Source organism: Caulobacter sp. GW822-FHT07D08 (assembly GCF_058798735.1).
Window position 1 is genome coordinate 99,640 of record NZ_JBXAKU010000010.1, and the last position, 18,720, is coordinate 118,359.

At 65.6% G+C, this 18,720-nt stretch carries 17 protein-coding genes; 2 read left to right on the forward strand and 15 right to left on the reverse strand.

Annotated features, from left to right (window positions below):
* Positions 1-5: 5 nt before the first annotated feature.
* The 6 genes from AC1RJ9_RS18585 to AC1RJ9_RS18610 are packed head-to-tail and all read right to left on the reverse strand — an operon-like array spanning position 6 to position 7,714.
* A complete protein-coding gene (locus AC1RJ9_RS18585; RefSeq protein WP_199170763.1) occupies positions 6-1,607 on the reverse strand; it encodes a carboxyl transferase domain-containing protein in 1,602 nt (533 codons plus the stop codon).
* An 11-nt stretch (positions 1,608-1,618) separates the two neighbouring features.
* Entirely contained in the window at positions 1,619-2,782 is a 1,164-nt protein-coding gene (locus AC1RJ9_RS18590) for an isovaleryl-CoA dehydrogenase (RefSeq protein WP_062099353.1), read from the reverse strand.
* Between the two features lie 16 nt (positions 2,783-2,798).
* Positions 2,799-4,202 carry a dihydrolipoyl dehydrogenase gene (lpdA, locus tag AC1RJ9_RS18595; protein ID WP_492838753.1) on the reverse strand — a complete coding sequence of 468 codons (1,404 nt, stop codon included), beginning with the start codon at positions 4,200-4,202 and terminating at the stop codon, positions 2,799-2,801.
* Positions 4,203-4,206: 4 nt separating this feature from the next.
* Positions 4,207-5,463, reverse strand: a complete 1,257-nt coding sequence (locus tag AC1RJ9_RS18600) for a dihydrolipoamide acetyltransferase family protein (protein WP_099504273.1) — start codon at positions 5,461-5,463, stop codon at positions 4,207-4,209.
* A gap of 3 nt (positions 5,464-5,466) precedes the next feature.
* A complete protein-coding gene (locus AC1RJ9_RS18605; protein WP_062099359.1) occupies positions 5,467-6,480 on the reverse strand; it encodes an alpha-ketoacid dehydrogenase subunit beta in 1,014 nt (337 codons plus the stop codon).
* 4 nt (positions 6,481-6,484) lie between these two features.
* Positions 6,485-7,714: a thiamine pyrophosphate-dependent enzyme gene (locus AC1RJ9_RS18610; RefSeq protein WP_062099361.1), complete on the reverse strand. Its 1,230-nt coding sequence runs from the start codon at positions 7,712-7,714 to the stop codon at positions 6,485-6,487.
* Positions 7,715-7,906: 192 nt separating this feature from the next.
* Between AC1RJ9_RS18610 and AC1RJ9_RS18615 the strand changes: the two genes are divergently transcribed.
* A complete protein-coding gene (locus AC1RJ9_RS18615) occupies positions 7,907-8,380 on the forward strand; it encodes an Lrp/AsnC family transcriptional regulator (protein WP_062099363.1) in 474 nt (157 codons plus the stop codon).
* Between the two features lie 16 nt (positions 8,381-8,396).
* On the opposite strand, the gene bioB is transcribed toward AC1RJ9_RS18615, so the two are convergent.
* From bioB to AC1RJ9_RS18660, 9 genes are all read right to left on the reverse strand, one after another.
* Positions 8,397-9,428, reverse strand: a complete 1,032-nt coding sequence (gene bioB, locus AC1RJ9_RS18620; protein WP_492838752.1) for a biotin synthase BioB — start codon at positions 9,426-9,428, stop codon at positions 8,397-8,399.
* A 25-nt stretch (positions 9,429-9,453) separates the two neighbouring features.
* Positions 9,454-10,113, reverse strand: a complete 660-nt coding sequence (locus AC1RJ9_RS18625; RefSeq protein ID WP_158235511.1) for a MerR family transcriptional regulator — start codon at positions 10,111-10,113, stop codon at positions 9,454-9,456.
* A 77-nt stretch (positions 10,114-10,190) separates the two neighbouring features.
* On the reverse strand, positions 10,191-11,120 hold the full coding sequence (locus AC1RJ9_RS18630; protein WP_492838751.1) for an electron transfer flavoprotein subunit alpha/FixB family protein: 930 nt from the start codon (positions 11,118-11,120) through the stop codon (positions 10,191-10,193).
* The gene (locus AC1RJ9_RS18635) at positions 11,120-11,866 is read right to left on the reverse strand and encodes an electron transfer flavoprotein subunit beta/FixA family protein (RefSeq protein ID WP_099582580.1); all 747 of its coding nucleotides are present in this window, start codon (positions 11,864-11,866) and stop codon (positions 11,120-11,122) included. Before AC1RJ9_RS18635 ends, AC1RJ9_RS18630 begins: the two co-directional genes overlap by 1 nt.
* The gene (locus tag AC1RJ9_RS18640; protein ID WP_099504263.1) at positions 11,863-12,264 is read right to left on the reverse strand and encodes a MerR family transcriptional regulator; all 402 of its coding nucleotides are present in this window, start codon (positions 12,262-12,264) and stop codon (positions 11,863-11,865) included. Before AC1RJ9_RS18640 ends, AC1RJ9_RS18635 begins: the two co-directional genes overlap by 4 nt.
* Positions 12,261-14,255 (reverse strand): acetyl-CoA carboxylase biotin carboxylase subunit, encoded by a 1,995-nt coding sequence (locus AC1RJ9_RS18645; RefSeq protein WP_492838750.1) that lies wholly within the window; start codon positions 14,253-14,255, stop codon positions 12,261-12,263. Before AC1RJ9_RS18645 ends, AC1RJ9_RS18640 begins: the two co-directional genes overlap by 4 nt.
* Positions 14,237-14,560, reverse strand: a complete 324-nt coding sequence (locus tag AC1RJ9_RS18650) for a hypothetical protein (protein WP_127846917.1) — start codon at positions 14,558-14,560, stop codon at positions 14,237-14,239. Before AC1RJ9_RS18650 ends, AC1RJ9_RS18645 begins: the two co-directional genes overlap by 19 nt.
* 129 nt (positions 14,561-14,689) lie before the next feature.
* A complete protein-coding gene (locus AC1RJ9_RS18655) occupies positions 14,690-15,472 on the reverse strand; it encodes an SDR family NAD(P)-dependent oxidoreductase (RefSeq protein ID WP_062095590.1) in 783 nt (260 codons plus the stop codon).
* A gap of 14 nt (positions 15,473-15,486) precedes the next feature.
* Positions 15,487-17,019, reverse strand: coding sequence for an acyl-CoA carboxylase subunit beta (locus AC1RJ9_RS18660; protein WP_492838749.1), 1,533 nt, complete (start codon positions 17,017-17,019; stop codon positions 15,487-15,489).
* Between the two features lie 232 nt (positions 17,020-17,251).
* On the opposite strand from AC1RJ9_RS18660, the gene AC1RJ9_RS18665 reads away from it, so the two are divergent.
* On the forward strand, positions 17,252-18,664 hold the full coding sequence (locus tag AC1RJ9_RS18665; protein WP_099504255.1) for a helix-turn-helix domain-containing protein: 1,413 nt from the start codon (positions 17,252-17,254) through the stop codon (positions 18,662-18,664).
* Positions 18,665-18,720: the final 56 nt, after the last annotated feature.

Consider the following 18,720-nt stretch of genomic DNA (forward strand, 5'->3'; position numbering starts at 1 on the left):
GGACGTCACATCCGGAACACACCGAACGCGGGGCGTTCGGGCAGGGGCGCGTTCAGCGTGGCGGCCAAGGCCAGCCCCAGCACGTCGCGCGTTTGAGCCGGGTCGATGATGCCGTCGTCCCACAGCCGGGCGGTCGCGTAGTAGGGGTTGCCCTCGTCTTCGTACTTTTGACGGATCGGCGCCTTGAAGGCCTCGGCCTCCTCGGGCGTCCACTTGGCCGCGTCGCGGTGGACGGTGGCCAGCACGCTGGCGGCCTGTTCGCCGCCCATCACCGAAATCCGCGAATTGGGCCAGGTGAACAGGAAACGCGGACTGTAGGCCCGACCGCACATGCCGTAATTGCCAGCGCCGAACGAGCCCCCGATCAGGACGGTGATCTTCGGCACGCTGGCCGTGGCCACGGCCGTGACCAGCTTGGCGCCATGCTTGGCAATGCCCTCGGCTTCGTACTTGCCGCCGACCATGAAGCCCGAGATGTTCTGCAGGAACAACAGCGGGACTTTGCGCTGACAGGCCAGCTCGATGAAGTGCGCGCCCTTCTGGGCGCTTTCGGAGAACAGGACGCCGTTGTTGGCCAGGATCGCCACGGGCAGGCCCCAGATGTGGGCGAAGCCGCAGACCAGGCTCGCGCCGTACAGCGCCTTGAACTCATGGAACGCCGAGCCGTCGACGATCCGGGCGATCACCTCGCGCACATCGTAGGGGGCGCGCACATCCTGCGGCGTCACGCCATAAAGCTCCTCGGCCGCGTATTTCGGCGGCTGTACGGCCGAAAGGTTGATCGGCGGCGTGGCCTGCGGCGGCAGGGTCGAGACGATGTCGCGAACGATGGTCAGGGCGTGCTCGTCATTGTCGGCGACATGATCGACGACGCCGGATTTGCGCCCGTGGGTGTCGGCCCCGCCCAAATCCTCGGCCGAGATGACCTCGCCCGTGGCCGCCTTCACCAGCGGCGGCCCGGCGAGAAAGATGGTGCCCTGGTTACGGACGATGACCGTTTCGTCGCTCATCGCTGGGACATAGGCGCCGCCGGCGGTGCAGGAGCCCATGACACAGGCGATCTGCGGGATGCCCTTGGCGGACATGTTCGCCTGGTTGAAGAAGATGCGGCCAAAGTGCTCGCGGTCGGGGAACACTTCGGCCTGATGGGGCAGGTTGGCGCCGCCGCTGTCGACCAGATAGACGCAGGGCAGATAGTTCTGCTCGGCGATCTCCTGGGCGCGCAGGTGCTTCTTCACCGTCATCGGAAAATAGGCGCCGCCCTTCACGGTCGGGTCATTGCAGACGATCATCACCTGGCGCCCCGCCACTCGGCCAATGCCGCAGATCATCCCAGCGCCTGGCGCGCCTTCGGCGTCCGCGGCGGTCGCGTACATGCCGTTGGCGGCCAACTGGCCGATCTCCAGGAAAGGCGACCCGGGGTCCAGGAGCCGATCGACGCGGTCGCGCGGCAGCAGCTTGCCGCGAGAGACATGGCGCTCTCGAGCGCGCGCGTCTCCGCCCAGGCTTGCCTTGCCGACAGCGGCGCGGAGGGCGTCGACCAGAGCGCGGTTATGGCGCGCATTGGCCAAGAACGTGTCGCTCTGGGGCGAGAGCGACGATGTCAGGACCGGCGCGCTCACGAGCCCAGCAGCTCCCGGCCGATCAGGAAACGGCGAATCTCGTTGGTGCCGGCGCCGATGTCATAGAGCTTCGCGTCCCGAACGAGCCGTTCGACGGGCCACTCCTTAGTGTAGCCGGCGCCGCCCAAAGCCTGCACAGCCTCCAGGCTGACCTTCACGGCGTTCTCCGAAGCCAGCAAAATCGCCCCCGCCGCGTCGAAGCGCGTGGTCTTGCCCGCGTCGCAGGCCCGCGCCACCGCATAGACGTAGGCTCGGGCCGAGTTTAGGGCGACGTACATGTCGGCGACCTTGGCCTGCATCAGCTGGAATGAACCGATCGCCTTGCCGAATTGCCTTCTTTCGCGGATGTAGGGCAGGACCACGTCGAGGGCCGCCTGCATGATACCGAGCGGGCCGCCGGACAGGACCGTACGCTCGTAGTCGAGGCCGCTCATCAAGATCCCCGCCCCGCCGCCGACGGGACCCATGACGTTTTCCTCCGGGACCTCGCAGTCCTCAAACACCAGCTCGGCGGTGTCCGACCCGCGCATGCCCATCTTGTCGAGCTTCTTGGAAACGCTGAAGCCCTTCATCCCCTTCTCGATCAGGAAGGTCGTGACGCCACCGCTCCCCTCCCCCGTGCGCACATAGACGACCAGGGTGTCCGCGGTCGGAGAATTGGTGATCCAGAATTTCGTGCCGTTCAGCACGTAGCGGTCGCCCCTCTTCTCGGCTCGCGTCCGCATGGACATGACGTCCGATCCCGAACCGGCCTCCGACATGGCCAGCGATCCAAGGTGTTCGCCTGAAATCAGCTTGGGCAGGTATCTGCGCTTCTGTTCGGGCGTGCCCCAGCGCCGAATCTGATTGACGCAGAGATTGGAGTGAGCGCCGTAGCTCAGTCCGATCGAGGCCGAGGCGCGCGACACTTCCTCCATGGCCACGACGTGCTCGAGATAGCCTAGGCCCAGGCCGCCGAACTCTTCCTCGACCGTGACGCCATGCAGGCCCAGCGCGCCCATCTCGGGCCACAGGTCGCGCGCGAAGGTGTTGGTTTCGTCGATCTCGGCGGCGCGCGGCGCCAGCCGGTCGGCGGCCCAGCGCGCGGTCGTATCGCGGATCATATCGACGGTTTCGCCCAAGCCGAACTCCATCGACTGGGGCGCGAAGGGAATGCTCATGATCAGGTTCCGGGCGTCAAATGTGAATGGCGTGACCGAGCGCCTTAAGGGCGCTCTCGTGGATGGCCTCGCCCAGGGTGGGATGGACATGGATGACGCCGGCGACGTCCTCCAGGACGCCGCCCACTTCCATCAGGGTGGCGAACTCCCCGGCCAATTCCGAACAGTGGCGGCCGACGGCCTGAATGCCGAGGATCCGATGATCGGACTTGCGCGCCAAGATCCGAACAAAGCCGCCATCGTCCCCAGCCTGCATCGACAGCGCGCGGCCATTGGCCTGGAACGGGAATTGACCCACGACGGTCTCGACGCCTTCAGGAGCCTGATCGGGCGTCAGCCCAACGCTGACGATCTCCGGCTCGGTGAAACACACCGCCGCGATGGCGACCGGTTCGAACCGGCGCCGGCGGCCCGCGATGATCTCGGCGACCATCTCGCCCTGGGCTGACGCCTTGTGGGCCAACATGGGCTCCCCGACCAAATCGCCGATCGCCCAGACGTTGGTGGTGGACGTCGCACAGCGCTCATCGACCCTTACGAATGGCCCGTCCATCGCCAGCGCCATTTGGTCGAGCCCCCAGCCCTCGGTTTGGGGCTTGCGGCCCACGGTCACGAGGATGCGCTCGGCCGGCACGACCAGTTGGCGCTCGCCCCCCGCCGTCTGGATCAGCAGGCCCTCCTGGTCCTGACCCAGGGCCTTCGCGCCGAGATAGACCGTGACGCCATGCTTTTCGAGCCAACGCGCCACGGGCGCAGTCAACTGGGCGTCGTAGAGAGGTAGGAGCCGATCCATTGCCTCGATGATCGTGACCTTCGAGCCCAGCTTGGCGAACGCGATCCCCAGTTCCAGGCCGATATAGCCGCCCCCGACCACGGCCAGGGTCGCTGGGACCTCGGGCAGCGACAGCGCCTCGGTCGAGGAGATCACCCGGCCCCCAAAGGGCAGGAACGGCAGCTCGACGGCGGTCGCACCGGTCGCCAGGATCACGTGCTCCGGCCGGATCGTGACCGGCCCTTCGGGGGTTTCGACGGTGCAGGTCTTGGCGTCGGAGAAACTCGCCCAACCGACCACGGACTTCACCTTGGCCTTGCGCAGCAATCCGCCGACGCCGACGCTGAGCCGATCAACGATCGCGTCCTTCCACCCGACGGTCTCCTCGAACCGCAAGGTCGGCGCCTGATTCAAGTGAATGCCGAACCTCCCCGTCTCGGCGCTCGCCATTACCGCCTCTTCATAGAGACCGGCCGCATGGATCAGGGCCTTGGACGGAATGCAGCCCCGCGTCAGGCAGGTGCCGCCCAACCGACCGCTTTCGACGAGCACCGTGTCCAGCCCCAGCTGGCCGGCGCGGATGGCCGCCACGTAGCCGCCCGGGCCGCCGCCGATGACCAGGACCTTGGGTCTGAGAGTCTCGGTCATCGCATCAGTCCATGAAGATCAGGGCGGGATGTTCGAGCAGCCGCTTCACGCGCTGGACGAACAGGGCGGCGTCGTAGCCGTCGACGATGCGGTGATCGAAGGCCGAGGAGAGGTTCATCATCTTGCGGATGGTGACGAACGAGCCTTGAACCATCGGTCGATCCACCAGCTTGTTGGGATTGAGGATGGCGACCTCGGGATGGTTGATGACCGGCGTCGAGACGATGCCGCCCAGGGGTCCCATGCTGGTGAGCGTGATGGTCGATCCAGAGAGCTCGTCGCGCGACGCCGAGCCGTCGCGGACGGCCTTGGCCAACCGGGCGACCTCACGGGCGCAATCCCAAAGGTCTCGCGCTTCGGCGTGGCGCACGACCGGAACAATCAGGCCGTTCGGCGTCTGGGTGGCGATGCCGATGTGCACGCCCTGGTGAGCGCGCAGCACGCCGTTATCGTCGTCATAGAGCGCGTTGACCTGAGGAAAATCCGGCAATGCCTTGACCATCGCTCGCATGATGAACGGCAACAGCGTCAGCTTGGGCTGATCTTCAGCGCGGTGTTCGTTGAGGTCGAGCCGCAGCGCCTCCAGCTCCGTCAGGTCGCATTCCTCGACATAGTTGATGTGCGGAATGCGGCGCTTGGCCTCTTGCATCTTCTCAGCGATCTTGCGGCGCAGACCGATGATACGCGTGTCCTGGACGCCGGTGCGGGCAACCAGACCCGAGGCGCCGACGCTCTTTCCATCGGACGCCAGGAAGGCGTCCAGATCGTCGGGCGTGATCCGGCCGCCAGGGCCGCTGCCAGGCACTTGGGCGAGCGTCACGCCCAGATCGAGCGCGCGCCGGCGGGTCGAGGGCGCGGCAAGCGGCGCCTCTCCAGCCGGGCGGCCGGACGAAGCGGCCGGACGCGGCGGCGCAACCGGCGCGGTCCGCGTGGGTTCGGGGGCGGACGGCGCGCTCGCCTTGGCGGAAACCGGCGCGGCGGGAGAAGCCGCTGGAACGGCGATAGGCTCAGCCTCGCCTGCCTCGCTGTCGAATTCGATCAGTACGGCGCCGACGGGCATCATGCCGCCAATGTCGCCATGAACGGCGGTTACAACGCCCGCGACGGGCGAGCTTAGTTCGACCGTGGCCTTGTCGGTCATCACCTCGGCCACGTTCTGGTCTTCCTCGACCTTGTCCCCGATCTTGACGAGCAAGGCGACGATCTCGGCCTCGGCGACGCCTTCGCCGATATCGGGCAAGCGGAACAGATAGCGCCCCATGGCCTAGTCCTCCATCGCGCTTTTGAGCGCCGCGGCCAGTCGCGCCGGTCCCGGGAAATAGTCCCACTCGAACGCGTGCGGATAAGGCGTGTCCCAACCCGCGACCCGGCGCACGGCGCTCTTGAGGTGGTAGAAGCAGCGCTCCTGAACCAGGGCCGACAGCTCTCCGCCGAAGCCCCCGAACCGCGAGGCCTCGTGAAGGATGACACATCGTCCGGTCTTCTTGACCGAGGCCACGATCGCCTCAACGTCGAGCGGCACGATGGAGCGCAAGTCGATCAGTTCGGCGTCCACGCCGCTGTCTTCGATCCCGGCCAAGGCGACGTGGACCATCGTGCCATAAGCCAACACGGTGGCCTCGCGTCCCTCGCGCACGATCGCGGCCTTGCCGAGTGGCACGGTGTAGCGTTCGGCGGGGACCTCGGCCTTCGGATCGCCGGCCCAGGTCTTCAGCGCCTGGTCGTGACGTCCGTCGAATGGTCCGTTGTAGAGCCTCTTCGGCTCCAGGAAGATCACCGGATCATCGTCCTCGATCGATGCGATCAAAAGACCCTTGGCGTCGTAGGGATTGGACGGGATGACGGTCTTCAGGCCGGTAATATGGGCGAAGATCGCTTCGGGCGACTGGCTGTGGGTCTGGCCGCCAAAGATCCCGCCGCCATACGGCGAGCGCACCGTGATCGGAGCCCAAAATTCGCCATTCGAACGATAGCGCAGGCGCGCGGCTTCCGACACTAGCTGATCGAAGGCTGGTAGAATGTAGTCGGCGAATTGAATTTCGGGGATTGGGCGCAAGCCATAGGCCCCCATGCCGATCGCCGCGGCGACGATGCCGCCTTCGGATATCGGGGCGTCAAAGCAGCGGGTCAGGCCGTGCTTCTTCTGAAGCCCGTCGGTGACGCGAAACACGCCACCGAAATAGCCGACGTCCTCGCCAAAGATCAGGGTGTCGGGGTCCTCGGTCAGGACGACGTCGAGCGCGGAGTTCAGCGCCTGGATCATATTCATGGTGGGCATGGCGTCAGATCCCCAGCTCGCGGCGCTGTTCAGTGACGCGCCAGTCGGGGTCCTTGAAGACGCCCTCGAACATTTCCTTCACGCTCGGCTTGGACTTGCCGAGCGTGCCGACCGCCTCTGCCTCCTTGACCGCTGCGCGCACCTCGGCGTCCAGTTCGGCCGCCAGGGCCGCGTGGCGCTCCTCGTCCCAGGCGCCGAGCGCGATGAGGTGCGTCTTCAGGCGGTCGAGCGGGTCTCCCAGAGGCCAGGCCTCGGCTTCGTCGGCCGGTCGATATTTGGTCGGATCGTCCGAGGTCGAATGGCCAGACGCGCGATAGGTGTAGAGCTCGATCAGCGTGGCGCCGAGGTTCTGGCGCGCCCGTTCGGCCGCCCATTCAGTGGCCGCCCAGATGGCCAGAAAGTCGTTGCCGTCGACCCGAAGCCCCGGCAGGCCATAGGCAAGCGCCTTGGCCGCGAAGGTGGTTTCATTGGCCCCGGCGATGCCCGAAAAACTGGAGATAGCCCATTGGTTGTTGGTCACGCACAGGATGACCGGCGCCTTGTAGACACTGGCGAAGGTCAGGGCCTCATGGAAGTCGCCTTCGGCCGTTGTGCCTTCGCCGATATAGGCCAGCGCGATGGAATCGCCGCCCTTGAACGCCGAGGCCATGGCCCAGCCGACGGCGTGACCAAAGCGGCTGCCGACATTGCCTGACAGGGAATAGAACCCGTATTTCCGCGCCGAATAGAGGATCGGAAGCTGGCGCCCCTTCAGCGGATCCTTCTCGTTGGAGAAGATCTGATTGCACAGATCGATCAGCGGGTAGTTGCGCGCCATCAACCAGCTGAGCACGCGATAGGTCGGGAAACACATGTCGTCACGGTCCAGGAACAAGGACTGCGCCGCACCGATCGCCTCCTCCCCGGTCGACTTCATGTAGAAGCTGGTCTTGCCCTGACGATGCGCGCGAAACAGTCGCTCGTCGAACACACGCGTCAGCAGCATGGCGCGAAGTCCCGCCAGTAGCGTGCTCGTCGAGAGATTGGGATTCCAGGGCCCCGTGGCCTCGCCCGCATCGTCGAGGACACGAACCAAGCCGAAGGGCAGATCGCGCATCTCCGCTTCGAGAGCGTTGGTCTCGGGCCGTCGCGTGGCTCCGGCCGACGGGATCAGCGCACGATCGAACGAGGGCGCATCGCCAGGCCGGGCGGCCGGTTCTGGGATGTGTAGGCGAAGCGTGGGGCGATTTTTCATGACGGGCCACTGAATGAGGTGCCCCAATCTGCCTTCTGATGTCAGAAATTGGATTATCTATTTGGAACGATATGTCGACCCAAACGCATTGGCGGATGCGCGATCGAGCATTTTTTCCGCTTCGTATTGCGAAACTCGCCACAAGATTGGATCAATGACGTCGAACGATGATTGCCTAGCCGCGAGATTCTCATGGCCTTTCTGAACGACCTCGATGAAACCGATCTGAAAATTCTGGACACCATCCAGCGCAATCCGCCGATGACCACAGCGGAGCTGGCCGAGCATGTGGGCATGTCGCAATCGCCCTGCTGGCGCCGCCTCACCCGTTTGAAGGAGGAAGGCTATATCGTCGATCAGGTCACCCGCCTTTCCGCGGAAAGGCTCGGCCTGCGCACGAACATCTTCGCCAACGTAAAGCTCTCCGCCCACGGCCAGAGCAATCTCAACGAGTTCATCGAGGCGGTGTCGCGCATCCCCGAAGTGATGGAGGTCCATCCCACGATGGGACCGTTCGACTTCTTGCTGCGGATCGTCACGCGGGATGTCGAGGACTACCGCGAACTGGCGTTTGGCAGGCTTTTGACCCTTCCGACCGTTCAGGAGATCAACTCCACCATGTCCTTGGGTCCGGTTAAGATGACGACGGCCCTTCCGATCCGATAGGCCCTCGACGCTACGGTCACGCAATCCCCATCAGCAGCTCCAGGTCAAGGAGGCCTTGATCCATCGGACCCGCCGCGTGCATCGGCCTCAGGTCCAGGTCCTGGAACAGCTTTGAGTCCTCGTCCAGGCCCGGCAGCGGGGTGGTCAGCAGCTTGCCGCCGACGAAGATCGAATTGGCGCCGGCCATGAAGCACAGGGCCTGCAGCTCGCGGCTCATGCCCTCGCGACCGGCCGACAGGCGGACCATGGACTTCGGGCAGACGATGCGGGCGACGGCGATGGTGCGGATGAACTCGATGGCGTCGATCGCCTTGCCTTCGCTGAGCACCTTGTCGCCCAGCGGCGTGCCGCTGACCGGCACCAGGCCGTTGATCGGCAGGCTGTCGGGATGAGCCGGCAGGGTGGCCAGCTGATGCAGCAGGCCGGCGCGGTCGCGGCGCTGCTCGCCCATGCCGACGATGCCGCCGCAGCAGGTGCTCATGCCGGCGTCGCGGACATGGGCCAGGGTGTCGAGGCGCTCCTGGTAGGTGCGCGTGGTCACCACGTCCTTGTAGTAGTCCGGACCGGTGTCGAGGTTGTGGTTGTAATAGTCGAGGCCGGCCGCCTTCAGGGCCTTGGCCTGGTCGGCGGTCAACATGCCCAGGGTCGCGCAGGTCTCCAGGCCCAGCGCCTTCACCTCGCCGATCATCTCGGCCAGCTTGGGCAGGTCGCGATCCTTCAGCTCGCGCCAGGCCGCGCCCATGCAGAAGCGCTGGGCGCCGCCGTCGCGGGCGGCGCGGGCCTTGGCCACCACGTCGTCGGCGGCCATCAGCTTCTCGGCCTTGAGGCCCGTCTTGAAGTGGGCCGACTGGCTGCAATAGCCGCAGTTCTCGGCGCAGCCACCGGTCTTCACCGACAGTAGCTGCGACAGCTGCACTTCCGACGGGTCGAACCAGGCGCGGTGAACACTCGCGGCCTGGAACACCAGCTCCATGAAAGGGAGGTCGAAGAGAGCCTCCGTCTCGGCGAGCGTCCAGTCATGGCGGGGGTGCGGCGTTCCGGTGAACATCGTCGACTCCGGCGAAATGAAGGGGCTAGCCCCGAGAGCAGCCCGCGACGATCGCTCCCGCTATCGAGCGCGCGCGCGCGGCTTCGCTTTGGGCGAGGCGCGCCTGGAGGGCTTGGCGCATCTGCGAAACGGTCGGCGGCAAGGTGTCGGAAATCCAAGTGATCTCCTTGACCGAGAAGCCGGCGCGCCGAAGCTCGATCACCATGGCCAGGCTCTCACGCATGGCGTCGTCGACCACGACGCGTCCGCCTTGGCGTGCGAAGGCGACGACACCGGCATTTTCCCAATGCTTGACGACGGTCAGGCTGAGGCCAAAGGCCTTGATGGTCTCGCGAAACGCCGACCCGAGCTGGGTCGACGGCTTGCTCACGGTTTGAGCTTGGCGGGCCGCAAGCGCGTCACGCATCTGCTTGATGGTCGGCGGTAAGGTGTCGGAGATCCAGGCGATTTCCTTGACCGAGAAGCCGGCGGCGCGAAGTTCGATGACCGTGGCCAAATGCTCTCGCGTCGTATCGTTGACAACGACGCGCCCACCTTGCCGCTCGAACGCGACAAGGCCGGCCTCTTCCCAACGCCTGATGATGGTCGGACTGAGGCCGAAAGACGTGATGATCTCACGCAGCGCCGACGGCGGCGGGGCAGTGAGTTTGCGAGCTATCGTCTTGCGTTCGGCGCGAGCGAACATGGCTTCGGCCGACTTGGTGATCGGTCCGACATAGTCGGCGCGAGCAGTCATCCCGGATATCCTTTGTTTGGCGGTCGTCAGGTCAGGGCGTCCATCAGCTCCGGCACGGCCGTCTTGTAGTCGGCGACCAGGCCGAAGTCGGCCACCTGGAAGATCGGCGCGTCGGCGTCCTTGTTGATCGCGACGATCACCTTGGAGTCCTTCATGCCGGCCAGGTGCTGGATCGCGCCCGAGATGCCGATGGCGACGTACAGCTGCGGGGCCACGACCTTGCCGGTCTGGCCGACCTGGTAGTCGTTCGGGGCGTAGCCGGCGTCGACGGCCGCGCGCGAGGCGCCGACGGCGGCGCCCAGCTTGTCGGCCAGCGGTTCGATCACGCGCTGGAACTCCTCGGCCGAACCCATGGCGCGACCGCCCGAGACGACGATCTTGGCCGCGGCCAGTTCCGGACGGTCCGACTTGACCATCTCTTCGCTGACGAAGCGGGTCTTGGCCGCATCGGCGCCCGAGACGCTCTCGACCGAGGCCGAGCCGCCCTCGGCGGCCGCCGCGAAGGCGGTCGGACGGACGGTGATCACCTTCTTGGAGTCGCCCGACTGGACGGTCTCCAGGGCGTTGCCGGCGTAGATCGGGCGCACGAAGGTGTCGGCCGACACGACCTCGACGATGTCGGAGATCGGGGCTACGTCCAGCTTGGCGGCGACGCGCGGGGCGAAGTTCTTGCCGCCGGCGGTGGCCGGGACCAGGATCGCGTCGTAGCTGCGCGCGAGCGCCAGGACGGCGTCGGCCTGCGCTTCGGCGATGCCGTGGCCCAGGGCGTCGGACTCGGCCAGCAGCACCTTGCGGACGCCGGCGATCTTGGCGGCGGCGTCGGCCACGGCCTCGGCGCCCTTGCCCAGGACCAGGACGTCCACGTCGCCCGAGATCTTCAGGGCGGCGGTCACGGTCTTGTGGGTGCCATCGCGCAGGTGCGCGTTGTCGTTATCGGCGACGACGAGAACAGCCATTACAGCACCCCCGCGGTGTTGAGCTTCGAGACCAGATCGGCGGCGGTCTCGACCTTGATGCCGGCCGAACGCTTGGCCGGTTCGGTGACCTTCAGGACCTTGAGGCGCGGGGCGACGTCGACGCCGTAGTCGGCGACGGCCTTGCTCGCGATTTCCTTCTTCTTCGCCTTCATGATGTTGGGCAGCGAAGCGTAGCGCGGCTCGTTGAGGCGCAGGTCGGCGGTGACGACGGCCGGGAGGTCGACGTCCAGGGTCTGCAGACCGCCGTCGACTTCACGGGTGACCTTGGCGGTCGAGCCCGAGATGTCCACGGCCGAGGCGTAGGTGGCCTGCGGCCAGCCCAGCAGGGCCGACAGCATCTGGCCCACGGCGTTGTTGTCGCCGTCGATGGCCTGCTTGCCCATCAGGACCAGGTTCGGATTTTCCTCGGCGACCACGGCCGCGAGCAGCTTGGCCACGGCCAGCGGCTCGAGGTCGGCGTCGGAGGTGATCAGGATCCCGCGGTCACCGCCCATGGCCAGCGCCGTGCGGATGGTTTCCTGGGCTTGCGCCGGACCAATGCTGACGATGACGACCTCGGTCGCCACGCCCTTCTCCTTGAGACGCACGGCTTCCTCGACCGCGATCTCGCAGAAGGGGTTCATCGACATCTTGACGTTGGCAAGGTCGACACCCGTCTGGTCCGCCTTCACGCGGGCCTTCACGTTGTAATCGATAACCCGTTTGACCGGGACCAGGACCTTCATCGGACTTCCCTAGGACTGCGACTGGCTTGGGCGCTGGCCGTGAAGACGGTTTTCAAGTCGCCGAGCAGCTGCCGAATCATCGCCAGTTCACGCGTTTTCTGATCTTGGGCGGACAAGAGCGCTTCACGCACCGCACGCAGATAGGCGGCCTCGTCAGGCCGAAGCGACATGATCGCCCGGATGGTGGCGATCGGGACGTCCGCCTTTCGCAGAAGCGCTATGACGGTTAGACGATCGACGGTTTCAGGATCATAGCTACGAGCGCTCTTGTAGAGACGGTACGACTGGATAAGACCGACCGCCTCGTAGTGGCGCAGAGCGCGTTGCGACACACCCAGTCGCGCGGCCATCGCGCTGATCGACAGAAACATGTCGGTGGAGGAGACGTCCGGCGTCATGAGAACTCCACCAGCACCTCGTCGGCCGCGACCGGATCGCCGCCCTTGGCGTTGACGGCCTTCACGACGCCATCGCGCTCGGCGCGGATGATGTTCTGCATCTTCATGGCCTCGAGCACGCAGACGACCTCACCCTCGCGGACGAGCTGTCCGGCGACGACGTCCATGGAGACGACCAGGCCCGGCATGGGCGAGAGCACCAGCTTGGAGGTGTCGGCGGCCTGCTTCTCGGGCAGCTTGTTGTGCAGTTCGGCCGAGCGCGGCGTCAGGACCAGCACCCGGGCCTTGGTGGCGCGGTGGCGGATGTCGAAACCCTCGGCGGCCGGCGTGGCCTGGACGGTGAAGGCCTTGCCGTTCAGCGCGGCCTTGAACACCGGCTTGCCCGGACGCCAGTCGATGTCGGTCAGGGTCAGGGCGCGGTTCTCGTCAAGAAGCGCGACGATCACGTCGGCCTCGCCGGAGACCTTCACGGAACGCTTGGCGTGGCCAACCGCGACCACCCACTCGTCACGCGCCGGCCCGATCAGGCCCGAGGCGTAGGAGCGGGCTCGCGTGGCGTAGACCCGCTGCATCGCCGCGCCGACGGCGGTCAGGATGTCGATCTGGTCGGCCGTCGGGGCCGCGCCGTGGAAGCCCTCGGGGAACTCGTCCTTGATGTAGTTGGTCGAGATCTTGCCCGAGCGGAACCGCTCCTGGTCCATCACCGCGGCCAGGAACGGGATGTTCTGGCCAAGGCCCTCGATGTGGAAATCCTCCAGCGCCCGGCCCATGCCGTCGATCGCCGCCAGTCGGGTCGGCGCCCACGCGCACAGCTTGGAGATCATCGGGTCGTAATACATCGAGATCTCGTCGCCTTCGCGCACCCCGGCGTCGTTGCGGATCGTGTAGGCGCCGTGCTCGCCCTCATCCGGCGGGTCGTAGCGGACCAGGCGGCCGATGCTGGGCAGGAACTTGCGGTACGGGTCCTCGGCGTAGATGCGGCTCTCGATGGCCCAGCCGTTGATCTTCAGGTCCTTCTGCGCGAAGGCCATCTTCTCCCCGTAGGCCGAGCGGATCATCTGCTCGACCAAGTCGAGGCCCGTGATCAGCTCGGTGACCGGGTGCTCGACCTGCAGGCGGGTGTTCATCTCCAGGAAGAAGAAGCTCTTGTCCTGGCCGGCGACGAACTCGACCGTGCCGGCGCTATCGTAGTTCACCGCCTTGGCCAAGGCGACGGCCTGGGCGCCCATGGCGGCGCGGGTGGCCTCGTCCAGCAGCGGCGACGGGGCTTCCTCGATGACCTTCTGGTTGCGGCGCTGGATCGAGCACTCGCGCTCGAACAGGTGGACGACGTTGCCGTGCTTGTCGCCCAGCACCTGGATCTCGATGTGGCGCGGGCTCTCGATGAACTTCTCGATGAAGATGCGGTCGTCGCCAAAGCTGGCCTTGGCCTCGGCGCGGACGGCCGGGAAACCCTCCTCGACGTCCTTGCGGTTCCAGGCGACGCGGATGCCCTTGCCGCCGCCGCCGGCCGACGCCTTGATCATCACCGGATAGCCGATCTGTTCGGAGATCGTCACCGCCTCGGCCGTGTCGGCGATCTCGCCGATATGGCCAGGGACGCAGGAGACGCCGGCGGCCTGCGCGAACTTCTTGCTCTCGATCTTGTCGCCCATGGCCGAGATGGCGCCGGGGTTGGGACCGATGAACACGATCCCCTCGTCGGCGCAGCGCTGGGCGAAGCCGGCGTTCTCCGACAGGAAGCCGAAGCCCGGATGCAGGGCCTCAGCGCCCGTGGCCTTGCACGCCGCGATGATCTTGTCGGCCACCAGATAGCTCTGATTGGCAGGCGAGGCCCCGATGTGCACGCTCTCGTCGGCCATCTCGACGGCCAGGCTGCCGGCGTCGGCGTCGGAATAGACCACCACCGTCTTGATGCCCAGGCGGCGGCAGGTCTTGATCACGCGGACGGCGATTTCGCCACGGTTGGCGATCAGGAGTTTTTCGAACATGGACCGCGCTCGCTGACAGGCATTGGAGGTGGGATTGAGGACTGATCGTCAGCGCCGACTTCGACCGTCATGACGACGTCGCCATAGTCATCGATGACCAGCACGCGGTTGTTAATCATCAGTACTTGGCTGTTGATCTCATCGACGAATGTTGGCGGAGACGCGCCGCTATGCTTCCACCACACGCCGAGACGAAAGAGCCGACCGCACCGTGCGTCGAGCATTCCCGGCCAACGGCCATCGCCATATCCTGCCAGGATCCAGCCGAGCGCGTCCCGTTCTGAAGGATCGGTCGTTTCAGTCACGGCGAAGCCCCGCCGCTCCCGCCAGGCGTCTGCGACCCACTTGAGTTTTGAGATCCGCCTCGCGGGAGATTTTCGGCCCGATCGTCCCGCTGATGATGCAAGACCTGTCGACCGCCAACGCCCCGCTTCTCATCGAGGCGCCAGCCGAATAGCGCCATCAAGCCGGATCGCCGCCGCGTTCAAGTAGGCGTTGCTGCAGATTTCGACGACCAGTGAGGCGTATTCAGCGCCCGTTCCCAGCCGCGCCGGGAACGGTACGCTCGTTGCAAGGCTTTCGCGTACGGCCGGTGGCAAGCTCGCCATCATCGGCGTTTCGAAAAGTCCCGGGAGAATGGTGTTGACTCGTATGCCCTCACTGGCCAAGTCGCGGGCGATGGGAAGGGCCATCCCTTGAACACCCGCCTTCGACGCCGCATAGGCGGCCTGTCCGATCTGCCCGTCCTCGGATGCGATGGACGCCGTCGAAACGACCACTCCGCGCTCGCCATTTGCCAGGCGCTCAAGCGACACCATTCCCAAAGTCGCCAGTGCGATACATCGAAACGTGCCGCCCAGATTGACGCGAAGAACACGATCGAAGTCATCCGTCGACGCGGCCGTCAGCGCCCCATCGCTTCTTCGCCGCGACACGGTCTTGGCGCCGATCACGATGCCCGCGCAGTTCACGAGGATGCGCTCCTGACCGTGACTTGCGCGAGCCTCCGCGAGGCCCGCGATCACGTCCGCATCGCTCGTGACGTCAACTCGACAGGCGAGGCCGCCGCATTCGGCCGCGACCATCTGAGCCCGCTCTAGATTCATGTCGAAGATCGTCACCTTCACGCCTTCGGCCGCCAAGCGTCGCGCCGTGGCTTCGCCAAGGCCGGAAGCGCCCCCCGTCACAATGGCCGCGATGTCGGAATTGAGTTGCATGGAGTTCCCCGGCCCTAGAGCGGAATGTTGTCGTGCTTCTTCCAGGGGTTCGACAATTCCTTCCCCTTCAGGCTCTTGAGCCCCCGCACGATCCGGCGGCGCGTGCCATGCGGCATGATCACGTCATCCACATAGCCGCGCTGGGCCGCCACGAACGGATTGGCGAAGCGGTCCTTGTACTCGGCCTCGCGGACGGCCAGGGCCTCTGGGTCCTTGGCCTCCTGGCGGAAGATGATCTCCACCGCCCCTTTGGCCCCCATCACCGCGATCTCGGCGGTCGGCCAGGCGTAGTTGAGGTCGCCGCGCAGATGCTTGGAACTCATCACGTCATAGGCGCCGCCATAGGCCTTGCGGGTGATGACCGTGATCTTCGGCACCGTGGCCTCGGCATAGGCGAACAAGAGCTTGGCGCCGTGCTTGATCAGGCCGCCGTACTCCTGCTTGGTCCCCGGCATGAAGCCCGGGACGTCGACCAGGGTGATGATCGGGATGTTGAAGGCGTCGCAGAACCGCACGAAGCGCGCGGCCTTGCGGCTGCTGTCGATATCGAGCACCCCGGCCAGCACCTGCGGCTGGTTGGCGACGATGCCGACCGTCTCGCCATCCATGCGGGCGAAGCCGCAGACGATGTTCTTGGCCCATTCGCTGCTGATCTCGAAGAAGTCGGCCTCGTCGACCATCTTCAGGATCAGCTCCTTGATGTCGTAGGGCTTGGTCGGATCGGCCGGCACCAGGGTGTCGAGGCTCATCTCCTCGCGATAAGGCTCGTCGAAGCTCTCGCGCTCCGGGGCCGGCTCGCGGTTGGACGACGGCAGGAAGTCGACCAGGCGGCGCACCTGGGTCATGGCCTCGAGATCGTTCTCGAACGCGCCCTCGGCGACACCGGACTTGGCCGCGTGAACCCGGGCCCCGCCCAGTTCCTCTGCGGTGACGACCTCGTTGGTGACGGTCTTCACGACGTCCGGACCGGTCACGAACATGTAGCTCGTGTCCTTCACCATGAAGATGAAGTCGGTCATGGCGGGCGAATAGACGTCGCCGCCGGCGCAGGGGCCCATGATCACGCTGATCTGCGGCACCACGCCCGAGGCCATGACGTTCTCGAGGAAGATGTCGGCATAGCCGGCCAGGCTGTCGACGCCCTCCTGGATGCGCGCCCCGCCGGCGTCGAACAGCCCGATGATCGGCGCGCCCACCTTCATGGCCTGGCGCTGGACCTTGACGATCTTGGCCGCGTGGGCGCCGCTCAGCGAGCCGCCGAACACGGTGAAGTCCTTGGAGAAGACGTAGACCACCTTGCCGTTGATCGTGCCCCAGCCGGTGACCACCCCGTCGCCCGGCACCTTCTGGGCGTCCATGCCGAAGTCGGCGCAGCGGTGCTCGACGAACATGTCGAACTCCTCGAAGGAACCCTCGTCCAGCAGCAGGTCGATGCGTTCGCGCGCCGTCAGCTTGCCCTTGGCGTGCTGGGCTTCGACGCGCTTCTCGCCACCGCCGGCCTTGGCCTGGGCGCGACGACGGTCGAGTTCCTCGAGAATGTGCTGCAAGGCGACGGATCTCTCGCAATGGGATCGCAAAGAACCGGCCGCCAAGCCGACAAGCGGCTCGGCGGCCTAGGTTTCCGGAGGTGGGCTCCGGCTGGGTGGGAGGAACGCTGTAAAAACATCGCTCTATTGCAAAATGCGATTTTTGCGCTTGCCGGCAACAAAAACCGGATCAAAATCAAGCTTTGAAGCCAGATTGAGTGAGCGAAATCTGTAAAGCTGCAAAGTTGTGAAAATGCGAGATAAACTGTTCATCGGCCCCAAGCTCCGCCTGCTGCGCCAAGCGAAAGGCTGGAATTTGGAGGCCTGCGCCACACGGCTTGGCTTGTCGGCAAGCTATCTCTCGCAAATCGAAGCCAATCAGCGGCCGGTGACCGCGCGGGTTGTGATCGATGTGATGCGGGTCTTCGAGGTCGAGGCCGCGACCCTCGATGTCGCCGACGACCAACGGATGGTCGCGGATCTACGCGAGGCTACGGCCGACACGATCCCCGGCGGCGAGCCTCCGGGGCTGCAGGAACTGAAGTCGGCAGTCGCCAACACGCCGAACCTGGCCCGGGCCTTCCTGGCGCTACATCACGCCTATCGTCGACTTGATGAGCGCCTCAAGACGACCGAGGAAGCGGTATCCCTGGACGAGCGGGGCGCGGCCAGCGCCCTCCTGCCCTATGAGGAAGTCCGCGACTTCTTCCACTACAAGAACAACTACGTTCATAGCCTGGACGTTGCCGCTGAAGCCCTCTCGGCCGAACTCGGCTTGGATGGCCCCGAGCCTGTCGAGACGGTGCTGGAGCGCTGGTTGAGGGAAAAACAGGGCATAGGCGTGACACGATCAGCCGAGCCGGATCTTCTACGCCGGTTCGATCCGGCAGCGGGCCTTTTGACCCTCGGCGCGCCCCAGGGCCCCGCCACGCGATCGTTCCAAATGGCCTATCAGATCGTCGCCGCATCGCTCTCTGATACGGTCGAAATGGAGTTGGGGGCGGCGGGCTTTCGTAGCGAGGGCGCGGCCAAGGTTTGCCGCACCGCGCTGTTGAACTATGCGGCGGGCGCGATGCTCTTGCCGTATGAGCGTTTCCGCGAAGCCGCACTCGCAACGCGACACGACACTGAGCGCCTGAGCCTCATGTTCCAGACGAGCTTGGAACAGGTTTTCCATCGGCTCTCGACGCTCCAGCGACCCGGCGCGCGGGGCGTGCCGTTCTATTTCGTGCGTGTCGATCAAGCCGGCAACATCACCAAGCGCCACAGCGCCACACGGCTTCAGTTCGCCCGCTTTGGCGGGACCTGCCCGCTGTGGAACGTGCACGACGCCTTCGCCACCCCCGACAAGTGGCTCGTACAACTGGCCGAAATGCCGGATGGCGTCGGCTATGTCAGCATCGCCAAGGGCGTCGTCAAACCCTCGGGCGCTTACCTACAGCCCGATCGGCGCTACGCGCTGGGTTTAGGTTGTGAAGTGCAGTACGCTGACAGTCTCGTCTATGCACAAGGCTTGGACCTGAAAGGTCCGCCGGCCCGGATTGGGGTTAGCTGTCGGATTTGCGAGCGTAACGACTGCTCGCAACGGGCTTTCCCGCCCGTGGATCGAGCCTTCGAGGTGCTCGAACATGAACGCCGCTCGGTGCCTTTCTCTCTTGAAACTTAGGGCGTTGCGGCCGGTTCGGTCGACATGACGCTGCAGCGCCGCCAAGTCTGGCTAGC